The organism is Streptomyces sp. NPDC005423, assembly GCF_040606415.1.
Taxonomy (GTDB): domain Bacteria; phylum Actinomycetota; class Actinomycetes; order Streptomycetales; family Streptomycetaceae; genus Streptomyces.
Map to the genome: position 1 here is coordinate 68,670 of NZ_JBEXET010000030.1, position 23,949 is coordinate 92,618.

At 71.2% G+C, this 23,949-nt stretch carries 15 protein-coding genes and 1 pseudogene; 12 read left to right on the forward strand and 4 right to left on the reverse strand.

What is annotated here, in order from left to right; all coding sequences use genetic code 11:
- Positions 1-71: 71 nt before the first annotated feature.
- The 3 genes and pseudogenes from ABZT12_RS27130 to moeZ all read left to right on the forward strand — a co-directional run bounded on the left by ABZT12_RS27130 (position 72) and on the right by moeZ (position 3,037).
- The gene (locus ABZT12_RS27130; protein ID WP_356389297.1) at positions 72-1,040 is read left to right on the forward strand and encodes an NAD-dependent epimerase/dehydratase; all 969 of its coding nucleotides are present in this window, start codon (positions 72-74) and stop codon (positions 1,038-1,040) included.
- Positions 1,028-1,795: pseudogene (locus ABZT12_RS27135) on the forward strand (spherulation-specific family 4 protein). The gene ABZT12_RS27130 and the pseudogene ABZT12_RS27135 overlap by 13 nt, the downstream one beginning before the upstream one ends.
- 63 nt (positions 1,796-1,858) lie before the next feature.
- Positions 1,859-3,037 (forward strand): adenylyltransferase/sulfurtransferase MoeZ, encoded by a 1,179-nt coding sequence (gene moeZ / locus ABZT12_RS27140; RefSeq protein ID WP_356389299.1) that lies wholly within the window; start codon positions 1,859-1,861, stop codon positions 3,035-3,037.
- A gap of 80 nt (positions 3,038-3,117) precedes the next feature.
- Here moeZ and ABZT12_RS27145 read toward each other — a convergent pair whose 3' ends face one another.
- From ABZT12_RS27145 to ABZT12_RS27155, 3 genes are all read right to left on the reverse strand, one after another.
- Positions 3,118-4,671 carry an alpha/beta hydrolase gene (locus ABZT12_RS27145; protein WP_356389301.1) on the reverse strand — a complete coding sequence of 518 codons (1,554 nt, stop codon included), beginning with the start codon at positions 4,669-4,671 and terminating at the stop codon, positions 3,118-3,120.
- Between the two features lie 138 nt (positions 4,672-4,809).
- Complete coding sequence (locus ABZT12_RS27150) at positions 4,810-6,354, reverse strand: alpha/beta hydrolase (protein WP_356389303.1); 1,545 nt, start codon at positions 6,352-6,354, stop codon at positions 4,810-4,812.
- Positions 6,355-6,427: 73 nt separating this feature from the next.
- Complete coding sequence (locus tag ABZT12_RS27155) at positions 6,428-9,184, reverse strand: lysylphosphatidylglycerol synthase transmembrane domain-containing protein (protein WP_356389305.1); 2,757 nt, start codon at positions 9,182-9,184, stop codon at positions 6,428-6,430.
- A gap of 186 nt (positions 9,185-9,370) precedes the next feature.
- On the opposite strand from ABZT12_RS27155, the gene ABZT12_RS27160 reads away from it, so the two are divergent.
- From ABZT12_RS27160 to nudC, 5 genes are all read left to right on the forward strand, one after another.
- On the forward strand, positions 9,371-9,796 hold the full coding sequence (locus ABZT12_RS27160; protein WP_356389307.1) for an MGMT family protein: 426 nt from the start codon (positions 9,371-9,373) through the stop codon (positions 9,794-9,796).
- Between the two features lie 225 nt (positions 9,797-10,021).
- Positions 10,022-13,555: an ATP-dependent DNA helicase gene (locus tag ABZT12_RS27165; protein WP_356389310.1), complete on the forward strand. Its 3,534-nt coding sequence runs from the start codon at positions 10,022-10,024 to the stop codon at positions 13,553-13,555.
- Positions 13,556-13,679: 124 nt separating this feature from the next.
- Positions 13,680-17,207, forward strand: a complete 3,528-nt coding sequence (locus tag ABZT12_RS27170; protein WP_356389312.1) for a UvrD-helicase domain-containing protein — start codon at positions 13,680-13,682, stop codon at positions 17,205-17,207.
- Positions 17,208-17,217: 10 nt separating this feature from the next.
- Entirely contained in the window at positions 17,218-18,630 is a 1,413-nt protein-coding gene (locus ABZT12_RS27175) for a dipeptidase (protein WP_356389314.1), read from the forward strand.
- Between the two features lie 153 nt (positions 18,631-18,783).
- A complete protein-coding gene (gene nudC / locus ABZT12_RS27180) occupies positions 18,784-19,728 on the forward strand; it encodes an NAD(+) diphosphatase (RefSeq protein ID WP_356389316.1) in 945 nt (314 codons plus the stop codon).
- A 125-nt stretch (positions 19,729-19,853) separates the two neighbouring features.
- Here the strand turns inward: nudC and ABZT12_RS27185 are convergent, their stop codons facing one another.
- Positions 19,854-20,102, reverse strand: a complete 249-nt coding sequence (locus tag ABZT12_RS27185) for a mycoredoxin (RefSeq protein WP_356389318.1) — start codon at positions 20,100-20,102, stop codon at positions 19,854-19,856.
- Between the two features lie 182 nt (positions 20,103-20,284).
- Between ABZT12_RS27185 and ABZT12_RS27190 the strand changes: the two genes are divergently transcribed.
- From ABZT12_RS27190 to ABZT12_RS27205, 4 genes are all read left to right on the forward strand, one after another.
- On the forward strand, positions 20,285-22,480 hold the full coding sequence (locus ABZT12_RS27190) for an ATP-dependent DNA helicase UvrD2 (RefSeq protein WP_356389320.1): 2,196 nt from the start codon (positions 20,285-20,287) through the stop codon (positions 22,478-22,480).
- Between the two features lie 168 nt (positions 22,481-22,648).
- On the forward strand, positions 22,649-22,966 hold the full coding sequence (locus tag ABZT12_RS27195) for a hypothetical protein (RefSeq protein ID WP_356389322.1): 318 nt from the start codon (positions 22,649-22,651) through the stop codon (positions 22,964-22,966).
- A 173-nt stretch (positions 22,967-23,139) separates the two neighbouring features.
- A complete protein-coding gene (locus ABZT12_RS27200; RefSeq protein ID WP_356389324.1) occupies positions 23,140-23,508 on the forward strand; it encodes a WhiB family transcriptional regulator in 369 nt (122 codons plus the stop codon).
- Complete coding sequence (locus ABZT12_RS27205) at positions 23,505-23,828, forward strand: hypothetical protein (protein WP_356389326.1); 324 nt, start codon at positions 23,505-23,507, stop codon at positions 23,826-23,828. Before ABZT12_RS27200 ends, ABZT12_RS27205 begins: the two co-directional genes overlap by 4 nt.
- Positions 23,829-23,949 lie beyond the last annotated feature (121 nt).

Genomic DNA, 23,949 nt, shown 5'->3' on the forward strand with positions numbered 1-23,949 from the left:
CACCACCCCCGTGAAGGAGAACACCAGATGATCACCGCCCGATCCGGAGAGCCGGCCCCGGGAGCCGCCCGATGAGGGTCCTGCTGATCGGAGCCAACGGGTATCTCGGCCGCTTCGTCGCCGACCGTCTGCTCGCCGACCCGGCCGTCCAGCTCACCGCGCTCGGCCGCGGCGACGACGCCGACGTCCGCTTCGACCTCGCGTCCGGCAGCCCCGGCGCACTCACCCGCTTCCTCGACGCCGTCCATCCCGGAGTCGTCGTCAACTGCGCGGGCGCCACCCGCGGCGGCGCCCGCGAACTCACCCGGCACAACACCGTCGCCGTCGCCACCGTCTGCGAGGCACTGCGTCGAAGCGGCTGCGGCGCCCGGCTGGTACAGATCGGCTGCGGTGCCGAGTACGGGCCCAGCCAACCCGGCTCCTCCACCGCGGAGGACGCCGTGCCCCGCCCCGGCGGCCCGTACGGCGTCAGCAAGCTCGCCGCCACCGAACTGGTCCTCGGCTCCGGCCTCGACGCCGTCGTACTGCGCGTCTTCTCGCCCGCCGGACCCGGCACGCCCGCCGGGTCCCCGCTGGGACGGCTCGCCGAGGGAATGCGGCGGGCGATGCAGTCCGGCGACGGCGAACTCAAACTCGGCGGCCTCGGCGCCCAGCGCGACTTCGTCGACGTACGGGACGTGGCCCGAGCGGTGCACGCCGCCTCACTCTCCGCGGCACAGGGCGTCATCAACATCGGCTCGGGTCGCGCCGTACGGCTGCGCGACGCGGCCACCGTCCTCGCGCGCGTGGCCGGATACGCCGGCGCACTGCACGAACTCGACGGCCCGCCCCCCGGCACCCTGCGCGCCGCCATCGGCCACCCACGCGCCGACTCCGACCACGCGGTCCCGGTGGCGTACCCGTACCCGTACCCGGACGGCTGCGGCAGCTGGCAGCAGGCCGATGTGCGCACCGCCCGCGACCGGCTCGGCTGGCGGCCCCGGATCAACCTGGAGGAGTCCCTCGCCGACATCTGGATGGAGGCCGCATGCCGCATCTGAGCGGCACCAGAACGGGCAGCGCGACCATCAACGTCCACCCCGGCTGCGGAGTCCCCGGCCACGCCCCCTCCCTCGTCGCCCTCGCCGAGTGGGATCCGCCCACCCGGCCCGGCGCCCCCTTTCGCAGGGTCGTGCTCAACGTCTCCGATGATCCCGGCACCCGCCCCGACCCGCACTGTCCGGAGTCCGCCGGACAAATGCGCAACGCGGGCGTCCGCGTACCGGGCCGCCTGGACACCCCCTACGGTGCTCGGTTCCTCGCCGCACCGCCCTGCGACGCGCGTCACTTCGCCGACTGGCACCAGGTCGACGGATCGGTCGACGGATTCCTCCTGGACCGCTGCTCCACCGCACGCGCCGCGCTTCCCGCGGTCCACCGCACGGGCGCCGCCCTCCGCGGAATCCGTACACGCGCCCACGTAGTCCTTGGCCGCGGCACCCACCCGTGACCCCAAGTCGCCGCAAACGCCAACCAGTTGGTGGTTATCCCTGGCCCTTGGAGGGACTGCCACTGGTCGCAGGCGGCCACACGGACCGCCGGCCACCCGCCCGCGCGCTTCCGTCATCTGGTGCACGGCCTCCCGCACGGCCATCTCGCCGAAGCGCTGCGCACAGCCCGCCGACAGGGCGCCTCGACCAACTGGTGCACCCGCACTGACCGCACCGACCAGGGCGGGCCCGCCGACCCCGTTGAGGCCGTGCCCGGCTACTGGGACGAGATCGTCTCGCAGGTCGGAACGGGTGTCTCGGAATGAAGGAGACCGTGGCAGTGTTACGGGGAGAACAACTGTAGTGATTGACCGACCAACGGAGTCCCCGTGTCGCTGCCACCCCTGGTCGAGCCAGCCTCTGAGCTCACCGTAGACGAGGTCCGCAGGTACTCCCGCCACCTGATCATTCCCGACGTCGGGATGGACGGGCAGAAGCGGCTGAAGAACGCCAAGGTGCTCTGTGTGGGCGCCGGCGGCCTGGGCTCGCCGGCGCTGATGTACCTCGCCGCGGCGGGCGTGGGCACGCTCGGCATCGTGGAGTTCGACGAGGTCGACGAGTCGAACCTGCAGCGCCAGATCATCCACAGCCAGGCCGACATCGGCCGCTCCAAGGCTCAGTCGGCCCGCGACTCCGTACTGGGCATCAACCCGTACGTGAACGTCGTCCTGCACGAGGAGCGACTCGAAGCCGAGAACGTGCTGGACATCTTCCGCGAGTACGACCTCATCGTGGACGGCACGGACAACTTCGCGACCCGTTACCTCGTCAACGACGCGGCCGTGCTGCTGAACAAGCCGTACGTGTGGGGCTCGATCTACCGCTTCGACGGCCAGGCCTCCGTCTTCTGGTCCGAGCACGGCCCCTGCTACCGCTGCCTCTACCCGGAGCCCCCGCCCCCGGGCATGGTCCCCTCCTGCGCCGAGGGTGGCGTCCTGGGCGTGCTGTGCGCGTCCATCGGCTCCATCCAGGTCACCGAGGCGATCAAACTCCTCACCGGCACGGGCGAGCCCCTCGTCGGCCGCCTGATGATCTACGACGCCCTGGAGATGCAGTACCGGCAGGTCAAGGTCCGCAAGGACCCCGACTGCGCGGTCTGCGGCGAGAACCCGACCGTCACCGAGCTCATCGACTACGAGGCCTTCTGCGGCGTCGTCTCCGAGGAGGCCCAGGAAGCGGCCGCCGGCTCGACGATCACTCCTAAGCAGCTCAAGGAGTGGATCGACGAGGGCGAGAACATCGAGATCATCGACGTCCGCGAGGTGAACGAGTACGAGATCGTCTCCATCCCGGGCGCCAAGCTGATCCCGAAGAACGAGTTCCTCATGGGTACCGCCCTGGAGAGCCTCCCGCAGGACAAGAAGATCGTCCTGCACTGCAAGACGGGTGTCCGCAGTGCGGAGGTCCTCGCGGTCCTCAAGTCGGCGGGCTTCGCGGACGCCGTCCATGTCGGCGGTGGCGTGATCGGCTGGGTCCACCAGATCGAGCCGAGCAAGCCCGTCTACTAGGCGCACGCTTTCCCGGAAGGGGCTCGGTGCCACGGGTGCCGGGCCCCTTTCCGCTGCGCCCGGAGTGGCGGACGCCGTGGCTACGAGCCGCAGACCTTCCCGTCTCGGGGCACCGTCCCTTTCAGCAGGTACGCGTTCACCGTCGAGTCCACACAGTCGCTCCCGCTGCCGTAGGCGCCATGCCCCTCGCCCTTCCAGGTGAGTTCCACCCCCACCCCCTTGCCCAGTTCGTCGACCATCTTGCGGGCCCCCTCGTACGGAGTCGCCGGGTCCCCGGTGTTGCCGACCACCTGGATCGGCGCCGCACCGGGCGCGCTGACCTCCGGCGTGTCGTATTCCCCGGCCACCGGCCAGTCGTGGCACCAGCCCGCCGTGTCCCAGCCCATGAAGTCGCCGAAGACGGGCGAGGTCTTCTCGAACTCGGGCAGCAGCTTCCGCGTCTGCTCGGGCGTCGGCCGCTGCTTGTCGTCCAAGCACGATATGACCCGTTGTGAATGGGTCGTCGTGCCGTAGTGCCCCGAGGCGTCACGGTCGTTGTAGCCGTCGGCGAGCGTCAGCAGTTCCGAACCGTCGCCCTCCCGAGCCGAGTCGAGCGCGCTGGTCAGGCTTGGCCAGCTCTCCTTGCTGTACAGCGGCAGGACGATCCCGGTGAGGGCCAGGGTCTGGGTGAGCTTGCGCCCGGACGACGTCGACAGCGGCTTGGCGTCGATCCGCTGCAACAGGTCCGCGATCTTCCGGGACCCCTGCTTCGGGTCCTGTCCCGTCGAGGTGAGGTAGTCGTCCAGCGCCCGCTGGAAGCCCCGCGTCTGGTTCAGGGCGTGGCCCACCGAGTCCGCGCTCGGGTCGACGACCGCGTCGAGCACCAGCCGTCCCACGTTCTTCGGGAACAAGTGGGCGTAGACACCGCCCAGTTCGGTGCCGTACGAGATGCCGAAGTAGTGCATTTTCCGGTCGCCCAGGACCTGTCGCATGAGGTCCATGTCGCGCGCGGTGTCGGTGGTCGAGACGTGCGCCATCAGCTTTCCGGCGGCCTTCGCGCAGCCCTTGCCGAAGTCGGTGGCGTCCTGGAAGTACGCCTTCTCCTCGGCCCGGGTGTCCGGTGTGGCGTCCACGTCCTCGGCGGCCTGGATCGCCTTGTCACCCCGGCAGCGGACCCCCTCGCTGGCGCCCACCCCGCGCGGATCCCAGCTGACGACGTCGTAGTGCTCGCGCAGCGCGGAGACCGTGGCGCCGTACGACGGCAGGTAGCCCACGCCCGAGCCGCCCGGGCCGCCGAAGTTGAACAGGAGGGAGCCGATGCGGTCGCTCCCGGTCGCCTTGGCGCGGATCAGCGCGAGAGGAATCGTGGTGCCCCCCGGTTTCGCCCAGTCCAGCGGCACCTTCAGCGTCGCGCACTGCCACTCGCTGCTCGGCGCCACGGAGCCGGCCGTGGCCTTGCAGTGCCCCCAGCCGGGTTTCTGCGAGGTCAGTGAGGAGGGCAGCACGGCCCGGGGAGCGGGGTCCGCCGTCGACGGCTTCGCGGTGCCCGTCGTCCCCGTACTCTCCTTGCCGCTCCCCGACGAGCCGCCGCCGCAGCCGGCCGTCAGCAGCGCGGCGGCGGCCACCAGAGCTGTCCACCGTCCCCATCGCGCCATGTGCGTTTCCCCCCTCGCAGGCCGTCCGCGTCATGTCGCGGATGGCGGTGTGGCCATAGTAGGCGGATCCAGCCCAGCCTGCGGAGGCCTGTGGATAACGTTCTGACCTGCGACTTTGCCCTGAATCTGAGGGTGCGCCTACGAGCAGACGGTGCCTGCCGCCGGTACCTTGCCCGCCAGCAGATAGTTGTTCACGGCGCTCTGCACGCACTTGTTCTTGCTGTCGTACGCGCCGTGCCCCTGGCCCTTGTACGTCAGCTCGACCCCGACGCCCTTGCCCAGCGCGTCCACCATCTTCCGCGCGCCCTCGTACGGCGTGGCCGGGTCGCCGGTGTTGCCCACGACGAGGATCGGCGCCGATCCGGGCGCGCTCACATCGGGATGGTCGGCGGCGCCCGGCACCGCCCAGCCGGTGCAACTGGTCATGCCCCACGCCAGGAAGTCGCCGAAGAGCGGCGAGGCGGCCCGGAACTCGGGCAGTTTCCCCTCCACGTAGTCGGCGGTGTAGCGCGGCTTGTCGTCGGCGCAGTTGATGGCGATGTTCGCCGCGGTGATGTTGCTGTACTGGCCGTTCTCGCTGCGCCCGTTCAGCGAGTCGGACAGCAGCATCAGCACCTTGCCGTCACCGCTGTACGCCTGTTGCAGACCTTCCGTGAGGTACTGCCAGAAGTCCTTGGAGTACAGCGCCTGAGCGATGCCGTTGGTCGCGGCCGTCTGCGTCAGCTTGCGCGGAAAGATGCCCGGGATCGGCTTGCTGTCGAGGCTTTCGAGGAACTTGGCGATACGGTCCTTGACGTCCTGCGCACTGTCGCCCACCGGACAGTCCATGGTCTTGGACGTGCAGTCCCGGGCGAAGTTGTCGAGCGCGAGCTGGAAGCCCTTGGCCTGCGCGAGGGAGCCCTGTTCGGAGTTCTGCGTCGGGTCGACGACCCCGTCGAACACGGCCCGGCCCACCCGTCGGGGGAACAAGTGGGCGTAGACGCCGCCCAGTTCGGTGCCGTAGGAGATGCCGAAGTAGTGCAGCTTGTCATCGCCGAGGACCTGGCGCATCAGATCCATGTCGCGGGCCGCGTCGGTGGTGCGCACCCGGGGAAGCATTTTCTTGGAGTTCTTCTCGCAGGCCGCGTTGAACTGCTCCGTGTTGCGCAGGAGTTGGGTGCGTTCGGTCGCGTCGTCGGGTGTGGCGTCCTGCTGGAAGTACGTGTCGAGCTGCGCGTCGCTCTCGCAGCGCACGCCCGCGCTGCGGCCGACTCCGCGCGGGTCGAAGCTCACCAGGTCGTACCGGGTGCGCAGCTTCGCGTAGTCGTCCCCGAAGGCGGGCAGCGTGGTGACGCCGGAGCCGCCGGGGCCGCCGAAGTTGAAGACGAGCGAGCCGATCCGCCGGCCCGCGGGGCCGTCGGCCTGCGCCCGGATGAGGGCGAGCCCGATCGTGTCTCCCTTGGGTTTGCTCCAGTCGAGGGGCGCCTTCAGGGTGGCGCACTGCCACTTGCCGCCGCCCGGCAGCGGGGAGGGGGCGGAGCCGCCGCCCTCCGCCTCCGACGGAGCCGGGCACTGCTTCCAGCTCAGCTTCTGGGCCGTCAGATCCCCGCTCCCGGAGTCGCTGCTGCACCCCGTCAACGGGGAGGAGAGCAGGACGAGGGTGGCGGTCAAGGCGGCGGCGCGCAGCCGGGAGGAGTTCGGCACGTTCTCATCCTCGGGTCGTGCGCGACGGGGCGCTCGGGGCGCGGGCCGTACGAGGTACGGCGCGGACGCCGGCCTACAGGGCGCCCTTGCGGGAGAGGTGGTTGAAGAACAGCCAGCCCGGCAGCACCGGCAGCCACAGCGTCAGCAGCCGGTACAGCAGCACCGCGGGCGCGGCGACCTCCTTGGGCAGGCCCACCGCGATCAGGCCGACCGTCAGGGTCGCCTCGACCGCGCCCACGCCGCCCGGGGTGGGCGCCGCGGAACCGAGCGCGTTGCCCGCGAGGAAGACGACGGCGACGCTGGCGAGGCTGAGCGTGGTCGACTGGTCGCCGAACGCCCGGATCGACGCATCCAGGCACATCACGAAGCAGGCCGTCAGGAGCAGCATGCCGCCGATGCCCGTGACCAGCTTCTGGGGGCGCTGGAGCACGTCGAGCATGCGGGGAACGACCCCCGCGAAAAGCGACCGCACGCGCGTGGCGACGAACTTCCGCAGGAACGGCACCGAGGTCACCACGAGCACCAGCACCGCCACCGTCAGCAGACCCGCGATGACCGTCCGGGACGGCGACAGCGAAGGCGTCTTCTCGGTGCCGGTCAGATAGCCGAAGGACAGCAGCATCAGGATGTGACAGCCCAGCCCGAACAACTGCGACGCGCCGACACTCGCCACCGCGAGCCCCGGCCGCACCCCGGCCCGTTGCAGGAAGCGCGTGTTGAGGGCGACGCCGCCGACCGCGGCAGGCGCCACGATCTTCACGAACGACCCGGCCACCTGCGCCCCCACCGCCCGCAGGAACGGCACGCGCTCGGGCACGAACCCCAGGAGGGCCATCGCCGCCGCGAAGTAGCTCAGCGCCGAGAACAGCACCGCGGCGAGCACCCAGCCCCACTGGGCGCTCGCGATCAGCGGACCGAACTCGATGTGGGTGAGCTGCGTCAGCAGGAAGTACCCGCCGATCGCGCCCGCGATGAAACTGATCAGCGTGCGCGGTCGCACCCGCTCCAGCCGGGCAGGCTCCACCGGTGCCTGCGGCCTGATCAACAACACCTGGTGGCGGATCTGGGTGAGCAGATCCTCCTCGCGCGCCTCGTCCAGAGCCTCGTCGATGGCCCGCTTCTCCGCCTGCCGCTTCGCCCGTACGGCCTTCTTGTCGGGCTTGTCGAGTACGGGCGCGGCACCCTCCCCACTCTCCGCGGCGTGTGCCAGGCCGGTCTGCCGGGACGCCTCCAGGATCGCCTCGCGCTCGCGTTGTGCCCGCTCCCGGGAGAGCCGGCGCAGCGTCGCGCGCGTGGAGCGCGTCAGCGCGATCGGCTGGAGCATCGGCAGGCAGTCGGCGACGGCGTCGGGGCCGAGGACCTCGACCGCCGACGACACCGCGCGTTCGGCGCCCACCAGGAGACCGATCGTCGTCACCAGCTGGGCGACGTCCATGCGTAGCAGCAGATCACCGGCGGCGATCTCGCCGCCGCGCAGATCGGTGAGGATCACATTGCCGGAACGATCCACCAGAATCGCGTCACCGGCCAGTCTGCGGTGCGCGATGCGCCGGGACTGCAACGACTGCACCTGGTTCCAGGTGTTGCGCAGCAGGTCGTCGGTGATCTCGTCGTCCGCCAGCGAGTCCAGGGTGCGCCCGCCGGTGTGCTCGTAGACGAGCATCACGGCGTCCGGGCCGAGTTCGGAGGTCGCGATCAGCTTCGGGGCGTTGGCGCCGGCCGCGATCGCCGCGTACGCCAGGAGGGCCTCCTGCTCCAGGGCCTGGCGCAACGACTGAAGACTGCTCCGGGTGGCGAAGCCGCGCAGCGTCAGATTGCGCCACACCCGGTAGAAGAAGCCCTGCGCCTGCTGTTCCCGGTCGACGACCGTGACGTCCAGCGGCGGACCGTCCTCCAGGGTCACGAAGTAGCGCCGGCCGCGGTCGCCGTTCTCCGAGGTCTCCGCCGCCTCCTCGCGGGCCGCGCTCACCGGGCGGAAGCCCACCGTCCGCAGGCCCGCCATCAGTGTCCGCCCGGTGGGACGGACGTTGGGCGAGCCCACCGCGTACAGCGTCCCGTAGGCGACGGTCCAGCCGATCAGCACGGTCAGGATGATCGAGAACGGCGTCGTGTACCCGGTGACCAGCATCGAGAACGCGTCCAGCAGCAGCACGATCCACAGCACCGCGCGCCAGCGCGGCCGTCGCGACATGCCGACGGCCGTCATGTAGGCGATGACGGGCGCGAGATAGCCGTGCACCGGGTCGGTGAGGGCGTGGATGTCGCCCGGGGAGGGCTGGGTGAGCGCCTCCTGGATGGAGTGGGGCGCGGCCTTGGCGACCCACAGGTCCGTGGCGAGCGTCACACCGTGCGCGAGGACCGCGGCGAGCACGCCGTCGGCGATCCGCAGCCCGTCCCGCTTGATCAGCCGCTCGATCGCGAAGGCGACCGGCACCAGCAGGATGGCGATGCTGGACGCCAGCCCCGCGATCTTGATCAGCAGGTCGGGTGCCTGCCCGGTGCCCTTGTTGATGTCCTGTTCGAGCCCCGAGGTGGTGCCATGGGCGAAGGCGGCCACGGCGAGCAGGACGGCGACCGCCAGTACGCCCACCAGGAGCCGCATGAGATCGGACGGACGGTGCACGCGCGCGGGGAGCAGCGGTTCGTCGCCCTCCACCTCCTCGGCGTGCGTCCCGTCCGCACACTCCTCGGGGGGCGGCACGGGCGTCCCGGCGGACCCGGCCGCCGGAGTCCTCGCCGGGTCCTGCTCCTCGGCTTCGGTGACGTCGGGGCGCGACCCAGCGTCAGAGGTGCCCTCCGCGCCTTCGGGATGCACGCCCTGCTGCTTCATCGACTCTTCTTGATCTCGTATCACCTGTCACCGCCCGCACGATGGTGGCATGCCCCACCGACACACAGGGGCATCAGGGTGCAAATGCGGGGGCGCACAGTCTGCCGCAAGCCTCCCACCCGGGCGAGGGGTACGCACGCTCGCGACCCCGTTACCTTGTCGGTGGGATGCGGCAGGATGGGACGGATGAGCGAGGAGATCCTTCCCAGGGACGGCCACCCGGAGTACGCGGACGCGCTGCCCGAGTACGCCGAACGGGTCCTCGACGTCGCCGAACGGATCCCGCCCGGCCGGGTCATGACCTACGGCGACGTCGCGGAATGGCTGGAGGCGGGCGGCCCGCGCCAGGTCGGCCGCGTGATGGCCCTCTACGGAGGGGCCGTTCCGTGGTGGCGGGTCGTCCGCGCGGACGGCGCCCTGCTCCCCGGACACGAACTGGAGGCCCTCGGCCGCTACCGCGAGGAAGGCACCCCCTTGAAGGAGGCGAGCCGAGCCGCCGAGGGCCATCAGCCGCGCGTCGACATGCGGCGGGCGCGATGGGACGGCGGCGGACACGCGGACGATCACACCGGACAGCTTCCGGCATCGCACGGACCCGAGGACGACCTGTGACCCGTACGGGGGACACCCGGCACGTCCGTGGCATGCCGTACGTTCGAGGGGCGAGGGACGCGCGGGTCCAGCGGGCCGCGAGTTCCGTGCGGGCCGCGAGAGCCGCGGGGGAGGGAGGACGGGCCCTGCTTCCGTACGGACCGACGGCGTAGCACCGGCCGCGCACACCCCTCTCACCCCACGGCAGCCTGCCAACCAGCACACCCACCAGGACCGGCGAACCACGTGAGCTCCTCTTCCTCCACCAGCCACCTGTCGCACCCCCAAGGGCGACAGGGGAGCCGTGGCGCTTACCGACTGGTGCGTACCCCGCCGACCCGACCGGACCCCCCTCGTCTGGACGCGCCACAGCGCTCCGTGGTTGACCACAAGGCCGGACCCCTGCTCGTCCTCGCTGGCCCCGGCACGGGGAAGACCACCACCCTCGTGGAGTCCGTGGCCGACCGGATCGCCCGGGGCGGTGACCCCGCACGCATCCTCGTGCTGACGTTCAGCCGCAAGGCGGCCGTCGAGCTGCGCGACCGCATGGCTTTGCGCACAGGAGCCGCCCGCGCCCCCCGGGCCACCACATTCCACTCGTTCTGCTACGCCCTGGTCCGTGCCCACCAGGACAGCGACCTGTTCGTCAAGCCGCTACGGCTGCTGTCCGGACCTGAGCAGGACGTGGCCGTACGCGGACTGCTCGCCGGCCAGCCCGACCTGGGACGGCTCGGCCTCGCCCACGTGCGCTGGCCCGACGAACTGCGCGCCTGCCTCACCACCCGCGGATTCGCCGACGAGGTCCGCGCGGTCCTCGCCCGCAGCCGCGAACTGGGCCTGGGACCCGGTGCCCTGGACGCCTTCGCCCGCCGTATCGGCCGCCCCGACTGGCGGGCCGCCGCCGCCTTCCTCGCCGAGTACCTGGACGTACTCGACCTCCAAGGAGTGCTCGACTACGCCGAACTGGTCCACCGCGCGGTCCTCCTCGCCCACCGCCCCGAAGTCGCCCAGGCGCTCGCCGCGCGCTACGACGCCGTGTTCGTGGACGAGTACCAGGACACCGATCCCGCCCAGGTACGGCTGCTTCAGGCCCTCGCCGGCGGCGGCCGCACCCTGGTCGCCTTCGGCGACCCCGACCAGTCGATCTACACCTTCCGGGGCGCGGACGTGAACGGCATCCTGGACTTCCCTTCGACCTTCCCGCGCGCCGACGGCCGACCGGCTCCCGTGGAAGTGCTGGGGACGTCCCGCCGCTCCGGCGCCGAGCTGCTGGCCGCGACCCGCCTGCTGACCCAGCGCATGCCCCTGAGCCGTCTCCCCGCCGACAAGGTGCGCGCCCACCGGCGGCTGTCCCCGGTGCGGGACGGCGGCGACGTCGAGGTCTACACGTACCCGACACCCGGCACGGAGCTGGACAACATCGCCGACATCCTCCGCAGGGCCCATCTGGAGGACGGCGTCCCCTGGAGCGACATGGCCGTCCTGGTGCGCGCCGGCTCCCGCACCATCCCGACGGTCCGGCGCGCTCTCACAGCGGCCGGCGTCCCCCTGGACATCGATGGCGACGACCTGCCCCTGCGCCACGAACCGGCGGTCGCACCGCTGCTGACCGCACTACGGGTGGTGGCGGAGGCCGAGGCGTCCGGAAGTGGCTCGGGCGCCGATACGGATGACCATGATGACGACGACAACGACGTACCCGTAGGCACGGCGGACGGTTCCGGCGAGAGGGAAGCCGCTCCAGGGGCGGGCAGCGACGCCGCACCCGACTCGGGCACAGCCGACCCGGGCGCACTGGCCGACCAGGCAGCCGCTTCCAGCACGCAGCTCACCGGCTACGACCTCGTGGACGCGGACCCCCGGGACACCGTTTCGGAAAACACCGCCCCGGGCACCTCCTGGCTCGACTCCGAGACCGCCCTCACTCTGCTCACCTCCCCCCTCGCCGGCATGGACGCCGCCGACCTGCGCCGTCTCGGCCGAGCCCTGCGCGAGGAGGAACGGGCCGCCGGCAACCCCGTACCGCCGCCCTCGGACGAACTGCTCGCGCTGGCACTGGCCGAACCGGAGCGGCTGGTCGCCCACGACCCCGTGTACGCGCGTGGAGCCCAGCGGCTCGGCGCCCTGCTGCGCAAGGCCAGGGAACGCCTGGCGGGCGGCGGAACGGCCGAGGAAGCCCTCTGGGACCTCTGGGAAGGCACACCCTGGCCCGCGCGCCTGGAGCGGGCCGCACGGCGCGGCGGAGCCGCCGGCCGCAACGCGGACCGCGACCTCGACGCCGTCTGCGCGCTGTTCGCGACCGCCGCCCGCGCCGAGGAACGCACCGGCGGCCGGGGCACCCTCAACTTCCTGGAAGAGATCGACGCCGAGGACATCGCCGCCGACACCCTCACCCGCCGCGCCGTACGCCCCGACGCGGTACGCCTGATGACCGCGCACCGCTCCAAGGGCCTCGAGTGGCGCCTGGTCGTCGTCGCGGGAGTCCAGGAGGGCCTGTGGCCCGACCTGCGCCGCCGCGGCTCCCTCCTGGAGGCGGACCGCATCGGGCGCGACGGCCTCGCCGAACCGCTCACCCCGGGAGCCCTCCTCGCAGAGGAGCGCCGCCTCTTCTACGTGGCCGCCACGCGCGCGTGCGACCGTCTCGTCGTCACCGCCGTGAAGGCCCCCGCGGACGACGGCGACCAGCCCTCCCGCTTCCTCACCGAACTCGGCGTCGACCCCAAGGACGTCACCGGCCGCCCGCGCCGCCCCCTGTCGGTCGCGGCGCTCGTCGCCGAACTCCGCGCCACGACCGTCGACCCGCGCGTGACCGACACCCTCAGAGAAGCCGCGGCCCGCAGACTGGCCCGGCTCGCCGCGCTCGCCGACGAGGAAGGCCGCCCCCTGGTCCCGTCCGCCCACCCCTACCGCTGGTGGGGCATGTTCGAACCGACCGAGAGCAAGGTGCCGCTGCGCGACCGCGACCAGCCCGTCGCGCTCTCCGGAAGCGCCCTCGACCAGCTCGCCAACACGTGTGCCCTGCAATGGTTCCTGGGCCGCGAGGTCAAGGCCGACACCCCTGCCACCGCCGCCCAGGGCTTCGGGAACGTCGTGCACGTCCTGGCCGACGAGGTCGCCTCCGGACGCACCCCCGCCGACCTCGACGTCCTCATGGAACGCCTCGACTCGGTGTGGAACGCGCTCGCCTTCGACGCCCCCTGGAAGTCGGAACAGGAGAAGACCAACGCGCGCGTGGCGCTCGAACGCTTCCTGACCTGGCACGTCGACTCCAACACCCTGCGCCCCGGCCGGACCCCGGTCGCGAGCGAGCACGACTTCGACGTCAGCCTCCGAGCGGGCGACTACGAAGTACGCATCCGCGGCTCCATGGACCGCGTCGAGACGGACGGCGAAGGACGCGCCTACGTCGTCGACTTCAAAACCGGCAAACACACCCCGACCGCCCGCGAGGTGGAACGCCACCCCCAGCTCGCCGTCTACCAGCTCGCGGTCCGCGAGGGCGCCGTCGACGAGGCCTTCGACGGAGTGCACCCCGAACCGGGCGGCGCCGAACTCGTCCAACTGCGCCAGGGCGCCGCGCGACGGGACGGCGGCGAGACACTGCCCAAGGTGCAGGCCCAGGAACCACTGGAAGGGGAGTGGGCCGGCGAACTCCTGGCCACCGCCGCGGGCAAGGTCCTCGACGAACGGTTCACACCCAGCGCCGGCCAGCACTGCACGCACTGCGCGTTCCGCGCCTCGTGCAGCGCACGGCCCGAGGGACGGCACGTCGTGGAGTGAGCCGGAAACGGGGCAGGGGGGAACGCGTGTGTGACAGACCGCACCACACCTGTTGACCTGCGCGTCTTCCCGACCGGTGGATGATCCGGCACCCGCTGTCAGTGCCCGCCGCTAGCCTCTCCCCATGCCCGCCCGCATCACCGACCCCGACCAGCTCAAAGAGCTCCTCGGCATCCCGTTCACCCCGGAGCAGACGGCCTGCATCACCGCGCCGCCCGCCCCGCAGGTCATCGTGGCCGGCGCCGGCTCGGGCAAGACGACGGTGATGGCCGCCCGCGTGGTCTGGCTGGTCGGCACCGGCCAGGTAGCACCCGAACAGGTCCTCGGCCTGACCTTCACCAACAAGGCCGCCGGTGAACTCGCCGAGCGCGTCCGCAAGGCCCTCGTCAAGGCCGGAGTCACCGACCCCGACGTCATCGATCCGGACAACCCGCCGGGCGAGCCCGTCATCTCGACCTACCACGCCTTCGCGGGCCGCCTCCTCACCGACCACGGCCTGCGCATCGGCCTCGAACCGACCGCCCGGCTGCTCGCCGACGCCACCCGGTACCAACTCGCCGCCCGCGTGCTGCGCGAGGCCCCGGGACCCTATCCGGCCCTGACCCGCTCCTTCCCCGACCTCGTCAGCGACCTCCTCGCCCTCGACGCCGACCTCGCCGAACACCTCGTACACCCAGAGGAACTACGCCTCCACGATGCCGAACTGCTGCGCACCCTGGCGGGCGCCAAGCTCAGCAACGCCGAACTGCGCAAGGTCCCCGAGGCAGCCGGCGCACGCCGCGAACTGGCCGAACTCGTGAGCCGCTACCGGGCCGCCAAACGCGAACGCGACCTGCTCGACTTCGGCGACCAGATCGCCCTGTCCGCCACCCTGGCCCGCACCCGGCCCGAAGTCGGAGCTATCTTGCGCGACGAGTTCCGGGTGGTCCTCCTCGACGAGTACCAGGACACCTCCGTCGCCCAGCGCATCCTCCTGGCCGGTCTGTTCGGCGGCGGCACGGGCCACCCGGTCACCGCCGTCGGCGACCCCTGCCAGGCGATCTACGGCTGGCGCGGTGCCTCCGTCGCCAACCTCGACGACTTCCCCGACCACTTCGCGCACCCCGACGGCCGCCCCGCGACCCGCCAGGCCCTCAGTGAGAACCGCCGCAGCGGCGGTCGCCTCCTCGACCTCGCCAACGACCTCGCCACGCCCCTGCGCGCCATGCACGCGGGCGTGGAGGCCCTCCGCCCCGCCCCGGGCGCCGAGCGCGACGGCGCGGTGCGCTGCGCGCTGCTGCCCACCCACACCGAGGAGATCGCCTGGCTCGCCGACTCCATTGCCCATCTCGTACGGACCGGCAGGGCACCCGGTGAGATCGCCGTCCTGTGCCGTACCGCCACGGACTTCGCCGAGATCCAGGGCGCCCTCGTCGCCCGGGACGTGCCCGTCGAGGTGGTCGGCCTGTCCGGGCTGCTGCACCTGCCCGAGGTCGCCGACCTCGTCGCCGTGTGCGAAGTCCTCCAGGACCCCGGCGCCAACGCCTCCCTGGTCCGGCTGCTGACCGGACCGCGCTGGCGCATCGGCGCCCGCGACCTCGCCCTCCTGGGACGGCGTGCCCGCCGACTCGTCGCCCACGCGCGCGTCGGCGACGACGACCCGGACCGACGGCTCGCCGAAGCGGTCGAGGGGGTCGACCCGTCCGAGGTGATATCGCTCGCCGACGCCCTCGACACATTCCTGGAATCACCCCTGCACGGCGACGGCGACAACGACGCGCTGCCCTTCTCCCCGGACGCCCGCGTGCGGTTCGCCCGCCTCGCCGCCGAACTGCGCGACCTGCGCCGTTCCCTCTCCGACCCCCTGATGGACGTCCTGCACCGCGTCCTCGCCGTCACCGGCCTGGAGGTGGAACTGTCGGCGTCCCCGCACGCTCTGGCCGCCCGTCGCCGCGAAACCCTCTCCAACTTCCTCGACGTCGCCGCCTCCTTCGCCGCGGGCGACGGCGAAGCGACCCTCCTCGCCTTCCTCGGCTTCCTACGCACCGCCGCCCAGTACGAAAAGGGCCTCGACAACGCCCTCCCGGGCGGCGAGAACACCGTCAAGGTGCTCACCGCCCACAAGTCCAAGGGCCTCGAATGGGACGTCGTCGTCGTCCCCGGCCTGGTCACCGGCACCTTCCCCAGCGGCCAGGGCCGCGAGAAATGGACCGCCCAGGGCAAGGTCCTGCCCCACGCACTGCGCGGCGACGCGGACACCCTCCCCGACATCCGGTCCTGGGACTCCAAAGGCATGAAGGCCTTCCACGAGGCGATGAAGGAGCACCAGCACACCGAGGAACTCCGCCTCGGCTACGTCACCTTCACCCGACCCCGCTCCCTCCTGCTCGGCTCCGGCCACTGGTGGGGCCCCAGCCAGAAGAAACCCCGCGGACCCTCCGACTTCCTGCACGCCCTGTACACGCACTGCGCGGCCGGACACGGCGAGATCGAGGCATGGGCGGACGAACCCGAGGAGGGCGAGGAGAACCCCGCCCTGCACACCGCCACCGCCGACCAGGCCTGGCCGCTTCCGCTCGACGACGCGGCACTGGCCCGCCGCCGCGCCGCCGCCGCGACCGTACTGGCCCACCTGGAGCACCTCGCCGCTCACCAAGACGGCCACCCCGCCGCCACCCACGACCCCGGCAACCACGACGACCCCGACTGGCCCCCGCCACCCGAGGACGACGAACCCCCCTACGACGAGCACGCCCAGGAGGAATCACCACCCCAGGACGACCGGCCCGAGGACGGCCCCGGCGACTGGGACACCTGGAGCACCGACCGCCCAGCCATCCCGCACCAGGCCACAGCCCCGCACCCGCCCGAGCCCCCCCATACGCCGGGGCGCGCACACCCTCACCCCACCGAGCTTCCAAGCGCCTCCCTCACCCCCGAAGAAGCGCGCACCCTCGCCTCCTGGGACCGCGACCTCGACGCCCTCACCGGCGAACTCCTGCGCGCCCGCCGCACCGTCACCGATGTACCCCTGCCACCGTCCCTGACCGCGTCCCAGCTACTGCACCTCGCCGCCGACCCGGACGGATTCGCGCAGGAACTCGCGCGCCCCATGCCGCGCCCCCCGCAACCCGCCGCCCGCCGGGGCACCCGCTTCCACGCCTGGGTCGAAACACGCTTCGAAGAGCTGACTCTGCCCCTCCTCGAACCCGACGAACTCCCCGGGCAACGGGCCGACATCGCCGACGAACGCGACCTGGAAGCCCTCAAGGAAGCCTTCGAACGCACCGAATACGCCCGCCGCACCCCCTACCAGGTGGAAGCCCCCTTCCAGCTCGGCATCGCCGGCCGCGTCGTACGAGGCCGTATCGACGCCGTCTACAAGAACCACGACGGCGACAAGACGACGTACGAGATCATCGACTGGAAGACCAACCGCGCCCGCACCGCCGACCCCCTCCAACTCGCGCTGTACCGGCTCGCCTGGGCCGAGCAGCAGGGCGTCCCTCTGGAATCGGTCACCGCCGCGTTCCTGTACGTACGCGACGGCGAAGTCGTACGGCCGGACGACCTGCCGGACCGGGCCGCACTGGAGCGACTGCTGCGGGACGAGCCGACCGCACGAGCAAACGGTGAGGAACCGCCCGACGAGCATGTCAGTGCGGGCCGATAGGCTCGTGACCATGAGCCATTCCGTTGACAGTGCCGTCAGCGCGGTCCGCACCCACATCGACCAGCACCGCGCCGCCTTCCTCGACGACCTCGCCGAGTGGCTGCGCATCCCGTCCGTGTCGGCCCAGCCCCGGCACGCGCCCGACGTACGGCGCAGCGCGGACTGGCTCGCCGCCAAACTTCGCGAGACCGGCTTCCCGACCGCCGAGGTCTGGCCGACCCCCGGCGCCCCTGCCGTCTTCGCCGAATGGCCCTCCGACGACCCACAGGCCCCCACCGTCCTCGTCTACGGCCACCACGACGTACAGCCCGCCGCCCGCGAGGACGGCTGGGACAGCGACCCCTTCGAGCCCGTCGTCCGCGAAAACCGCCTTTACGCGCGCGGGGCCGCCGACGACAAAGGCCAGGTGTTCTTCCACACACTCGGCGTACGCGCCCACCTCGCCGCCACCGGCCGCACCAGCCCCGCCGTCAACCTCAAGCTGCTCATCGAGGGCGAGGAGGAGTCCGGTTCCCCGAACTTCAGGGCACTCGTCGAAGACCGGGCCGCCCGGCTCGCCGCCGACGCCGTGGTCGTCTCCGACACCGGCATGTGGTCCGAGGACACCCCCACCGTCTGCACCGGCATGCGCGGCCTCGTCGAATGCGAGATCCACCTCCACGGCCCCGACCAGGACATCCACTCCGGAGCCTTCGGCGGCGCCGTAGCCAACCCGGCCACCGCCGCCGCCCGACTCGTCGCCGCCCTGCACGACGAGCACGCGCGGGTGACCGTCCCCGGCTTCTACGACGGCATCGTCGAACTCACCGACCACGAGCGCGCACTCTTCGCCGAACTGCCCTTCGACGAGGAGGAGTGGCTGCGCAGCGCCCACTCCCACGCCACCTGGGGAGAGGCCGGACACACCACCCTGGAGCGCGTCTGGGCCCGCCCCACGGCCGAGGTCAACGGCATCGGCGGCGGCTACCAGGGCCCCGGCAGCAAGACCATCGTCCCCGCCTCGGCCATGGTCAAGCTCTCCTTCCGACTGGTCGCCGGCCAGGAACCCGACCACATCGAGAAGGCCGTCCGCGACTGGACCGCCCACCAACTGCCCGACGGAATACGGCACGACATCACGTTCGCCCCCGCCACGCGCCCGTGCCTCACGCCTCTCGACCACCCCGCCCTCCAGTCCGTCGCCCGCGCCATGGGCCGCGCCTTCGACCAGCCCATCCGGTTCACCCGCTCCGGCGGCTCCGGACCGGCAGCCGACCTCCAGGAAGTCCTCACAGCACCCGTCCTCTTCCTGGGCATCTCCGTCCCCTCCGACGGCTGGCACGCCCCGAACGAGAAGGTCGAACTCGACCTTCTCCTCAAAGGCGTCGAAACCACCGCCCACCTGTGGGAAGACCTCGCCCGCACCTGGCGCCGTGCGCCCTGACGATTCCGCACCGACCCGGACGGCACACCGCGCGGGCACACTGGAAGATCCGCCCGCACACCCCGCCCACGCCGGGCCCGGACACCATCGCCGTACGTCCCGCCGAACCGCCCGCCGACACAATCCGTTCCCCCGGGGGAGTTGGAAGCACCCGTGACCACCTGGACCGACCACACCGCTGACCGACCCATCTCGCTCACCGCCCCCGACGGCATCGACCGAGCCGCCCACCACCGGCTCGACGAAGCCTGGCTCGCCGCGGCGTGGAGCCACCCCACCACCCGCAGCTTCGTGGTCTCCGGCGGCCAGGTCCTCATCGACGAGACACCCGACGGAAAAACCGAACTCGTCATGACCCCGTCGTTCGAGGCCCCCCTCACCGAAGCGCACCGCTACTTTCTGGGCACCGACGAAGACGGCGTCAGCTACTTCGCACTCCAGAAGGACGCCCTGCCCGGCCGCATGGACCAGTCGGCACGCCCCGCCGGCCTCCGCGAAGCAGGCCTCCTCCTCTCGCCCCGCGACGCCGGCCTGATGGTCCACGCGGTAGCCCTGGAGAACTGGCAACGCCTGCACCGCTTCTGCTCCCGCTGCGGCGAGCGCACGGTGATCGCCGCCGCCGGCCACATCCGCCGCTGCCCGGCCTGCGGCGCCGAGCACTACCCGCGCACCGACCCCGCCGTGATCATGGCCGTCACCGACGCCGAGGACCGCATCCTGCTCGGCCGCCAGGTCCACTGGCCCGAGGGACGCTTCTCGACCCTCGCCGGCTTCGTCGAACCCGGCGAATCCATCGAGCAGTCCGTACGCCGCGAAGTCTTCGAAGAGGCCGGCATCCTCGTCGGCCAGGTCGAATACGTCGCCAGCCAGCCCTGGCCCTTCCCGTCCAGCCTCATGCTCGGCTTCATGGCCCACGCCACCTCGACCGACATCAACGTCGACGGCGACGAGATCCACGAGGCCCGCTGGTTCTCCCGCGACGAACTGGGCGCCGCCTTCGAATCCGGCGAAGTACTCCCCCCGTACGGCATCTCCATCGCCGCCCGCCTGATCGAACTCTGGTACGGCCAGCCACTGCCCACCCGCGGCTTCGTCTGAGACCCGACAGCCACGACGGCAGACGGGAACTACAGCAGGCCGACAGGCGATGCCGACAGACAAGAGGAGGGCGCCCCCGGACATTCGGGGCCGCCCTCCTCCTGCTGCGCTGCGTTCTCGTGCCGTTACGCGCCGACGCTGATCTTCTGCTTCACCTGAGCCAGCGACGGGTTCGTAAGCGTCGAACCGTCCGGGAACAGCACGGTCGGGACCGTCTGGTTCCCGCCATTCGCCTTCTCCACGAACGTCGCGGAATCCGGGTCCTGCTCGATGTTGATCTCGTTGTACGCGATGCCCTCGCGGTCCATCTGGCTCTTCAGCCGACGGCAGTAACCGCACCACGTGGTGCTGTACATCGTCACAGTGCCCGACATTCTCGCGCTCCTCAAAGGGCTCGGGGACAGGTGCTCGCCACCAAGGGAACGTACGCCACCGAGCCGCCATTCCCGCCCGGAGTACCCGGAGAAAGGTGACACCCGCCGCATTAGTACGACCGGGAGCGCCTCCCTGTGGACAACCGGCTCACGCGTCTCCGGCGACCTGGCAGCATGGCTGTGTGACAGCAGCAACGCACTCCACCCTCTTCCCGCAGGTACCGGACTCGGCCGACGCGGTGCTCGAAGGACTCGACCCCGAGCAGCGCGAAGTGGCCACCGCCCTGCGCGGCCCGGTGTGCGTGCTCGCGGGCGCGGGAACCGGCAAGACCCGGGCGATCACCCACCGCATCGCCTACGGAGTACGCGCCGGAATACTGCAGTCCTCCAGCGTGCTCGCCGTCACCTTCACCAACCGCGCCGCCGGCGAGATGCGCGGCCGACTGCGCCAACTCGGCGCCACCGGCGTTCAGGCGCGCACGTTCCACTCCGCCGCACTGCGCCAACTCCAGTACTTCTGGCCGAAAGCCATCGGCGGCAGCATGCCCCGCCTCGTCGACCGCAAGATCCAGCTCGTCGCCGACGCGGCCGCCGCGTGCCGCGTCCGGCTCGACCGGGGCGAACTGCGCGACGTCACCGCCGAGATCGAGTGGTCCAAGGTCACCCAGACCGTCCCCGCCGAGTACGCGCTCGCCGCCGCCAAGGCAGGCCGCGACGTCCCCCGCAACCCCGCCGAGATCGCCCAGCTCTACGCCGCCTACGAAGACCTCAAGCGCGACCGCGCCGTCATCGACTTCGAGGACGTCCTGCTGCTCACCGTGGCCGTCCTCCAAGACCGGCACGACATCGCCGACCAGGTCCGCTCCCAGTACCAGCACTTCGTGGTCGACGAGTACCAGGACGTCAGCCCCCTCCAGCAGCGTCTCCTGGAACTCTGGCTCGGGGACCGGGACGACCTGTGCGTCGTCGGCGACGCCAGCCAGACGATCTACTCCTTCACCGGAGCGACCCCCGACCACCTGCTCGACTTCCGCACCCGCCACCCCAGTGCCACCGTCGTCAAACTGGTCCGCGACTACCGCTCCACACCCCAGGTCGTCCACCTCGCCAACGGCCTGCTCTCCCAGGCCCGCGGACGCGCCGCCGACCACCGCCTGGAACTGATCTCCCAGCGGCCCCCCGGTCCCGAACCCGTCTACACCGAACACCCCGACGAACCCGCCGAAGCCGAAGGCGCCGCCCGCCGCATCCGCGAACTCATCGACTCGGGAGTGCCGGCCGGCGAGATCGCCATCCTCTTCCGGACGAACTCCCAGTCCGAGACCTACGAACAAGCCCTGGCCGACGCCGGAGTCCCCTATCAACTGCGCGGCGCGGAGCGGTTCTTCGACCGCCCCGAAGTACGCAAGGCAGGCATCGCCCTGCGCGGCGCCGCCCGCTTCGGCGGCAACGACTCCCTCCTGGACGACATCGTCGACCTCCCCTCCCAGGTCCGTGCCGTCCTCTCCGGCGAAGGCTGGACCACCCAGCCGCCGGCCGGCTCCGGCGCCGTCAGAGAGCGCTGGGAGTCCCTCGCGGCTCTGGTCAACCTCGCCCAGGACTTCGCCGCCGCCAGATCCGGAGCCACCCTCGCCGACCTCGTAACGGAACTCGACGAGCGGGCGGCCGCCCAGCACGCCCCCACCGTCCAGGGCGTCACCCTTGCCTCCCTGCACTCCGCCAAGGGCCTGGAATGGGACGTCGTCTTCCTGGTCGGCGTCGCCGAGGGCATGATGCCGATCACCTACGCGAAGACCGACGAACAGATCGAGGAGGAGCGCCGCCTCCTCTATGTCGGAGTCACCCGCGCCAGAGAACAGCTCCAGGTCTCTTGGTCCCTCTCCCGCTCACCCGGGGGACGGCACAACCGCCGGCCCAGCCGTTTCCTCGACGGCCTCCGCCCGGGCTCCGCCGGTGGGCCCAACCGATCGGGCACCCGGGCGGCCGGCGGCATCGAGCGCGGCTTCACCGCGGGCGCCCCGGCCGCCCCGCGACGGACCCAGCGCACACCGGCCCGCTGCCGCGTCTGCGGCCGGACCCTCACCGACGCGGGCGAGATGAAGCTGATGCGCTGCGAGGACTGCCCCTCCGACATGGACGAAGGGCTCTACGAAAGGTTGCGGGAGTGGAGAGCGGAGCAGGCCGAGCGCAGCGGCCAGCCGGCCTACTGCGTCTTCACCGACAAGACACTCATGGCGATCGCCGAGACCGTGCCCAACGAAGAGCGCGAACTGGCACGGATCCCCGGCGTCGGAGTGCGCAAGCTCAACCGCTACGGGACCCACGTCCTGGCCATCTGTAGAGGTCAGGAGCCGCAGGAATGCGCCACGGGGGACTGAAGGCAACTCGTCGAAAAAATAGTTTGCGCATGCCCCGGCAATCCCCATAGGTTCTTAGGCACGGGAACAGGGGGCCTTCTCGAAGGCCCTGATTCCGTGCTGTACTTGCACATCCGCCGGACCGGTCTCGACCCCGGTCCCTCAAGACGCCGAGAGGAGGCGATTCCTGTGATCAGCATCAAGACCCGCTTCACCAGCACCGTGAAAATGACCGATCGCTCGGTCGCCTCCACGTGCCTGCTCGGCGCCTCGAACCTGGGCACCGGTCTGTCCGGCATTCGTGCCGTCCGTCCGGCGTCCTCTGTCTCTCTCTCGGGTCTTCCCGGCAGTGAGCGCAATGAGCGACCGACCAAGGCACTGGAAGCAGTAGCGGCACAGGCGCATGCCTATGCCTTTGCGGCCGGTGCCGGATTCCGGAAGCAAGCGACGCAGCACCACCTGATGTGGGCCTTCCGTGGGCCAGAACCCTGGAGTGATCCAGCCTGATCGTCGATCAGGCCGGCGCCTTCAGGGCCGCGGAACCCCATCCGGGATCCGCGGCCCTTCTGTTTTCCCCGAACGGGGACGACGGAGCGAAGGGGCCTCGGGACAAGACAAGAACCCGGTACCAGCCGACACCGGCCCAACAGGGCCGGACGACCAGACGAGGAACACCCACCGTGCATCTCGAAGCGCACGCCCCGTCCGTACCGCCTTCCGAGACGATCCCCCCGCCCGGCCTCACGGAGGACTCCACCTTGACTCCGCTCACCGCGCTCACCGCGCTCGACGACGCCATCGAGAACCTCGGCGTGCCCGTCCCCTGCCGTTCCTACGACCCGGAGGTCTTCTTCGCCGAGTCGCCGGCCGATGTCGAGTACGCCAAGTCCCTCTGCCGTACCTGCCCGCTGATCGAGGCCTGCCTCGCCGGTGCCAAGGAGCGGCGTGAGCCCTGGGGTGTCTGGGGTGGCGAGCTCTTCATCCAGGGAGTCGTCGTGGCCCGCAAGCGGCCGCGTGGCCGTCCGCGCAAGAACCCGGCCATGGCATGAACATCCTAGGAACGATCGACCGCCCCCTCACGAACGACCCCAAGAAGCAGGCCCCGATGAAGCCGTCCGCCAGCGAACCCGTGGGTTCCGCGACCCCTGACTTCACCACCACCGACGCGACCGACCTGCGTCAGAACAGGACCCGAGAGATGCAACTCATCCCAGAAGCCCTCGCTCGTGCGCATATGCACGAGCGACTGCACGAGGCCGAGAGGGAACAACGGGCTGTGCGCCTGGCGACCGCCCGCCGCATGCAGCGCCGAGCCGAGCGCGCGTCGATGCGGGCCCGCCGTGCGCTCGCCATGGCCGTCATGCAGTGACCCACCGCACCTGAACCGGTGACCTCCCGACCTCGGGTCCCCTGAACTGGCGTCCAGAGTTCACAGTCTCCCAGCTATCCTACACAAGCCGAACCGAACACCAATATCAAACTATAGTAAA

Excerpts from the sequence above, each read along its gene's own strand:
- ABZT12_RS27130 (WP_356389297.1), top strand. The coding sequence starts at position 72 with ATGAGGGTCCTGCTGATCGGAGCCAACGGGTATCTCGGCCGCTTCGTC.
- ABZT12_RS27145 (WP_356389301.1), bottom strand. The coding sequence starts at position 4,671 with ATGGCGCGATGGGGACGGTGGACAGCTCTGGTGGCCGCCGCCGCGCTG.
- ABZT12_RS27155 (WP_356389305.1), bottom strand. The coding sequence starts at position 9,184 with ATGAAGCAGCAGGGCGTGCATCCCGAAGGCGCGGAGGGCACCTCTGAC.
- ABZT12_RS27160 (WP_356389307.1), top strand. The coding sequence starts at position 9,371 with ATGAGCGAGGAGATCCTTCCCAGGGACGGCCACCCGGAGTACGCGGAC.
- ABZT12_RS27170 (WP_356389312.1), top strand. The coding sequence starts at position 13,680 with ATGCCCGCCCGCATCACCGACCCCGACCAGCTCAAAGAGCTCCTCGGC.
- ABZT12_RS27175 (WP_356389314.1), top strand. The coding sequence starts at position 17,218 with ATGAGCCATTCCGTTGACAGTGCCGTCAGCGCGGTCCGCACCCACATC.
- ABZT12_RS27185 (WP_356389318.1), bottom strand. The coding sequence starts at position 20,102 with ATGTCGGGCACTGTGACGATGTACAGCACCACGTGGTGCGGTTACTGC.
- ABZT12_RS27205 (WP_356389326.1), top strand. The coding sequence starts at position 23,505 with ATGAACATCCTAGGAACGATCGACCGCCCCCTCACGAACGACCCCAAG.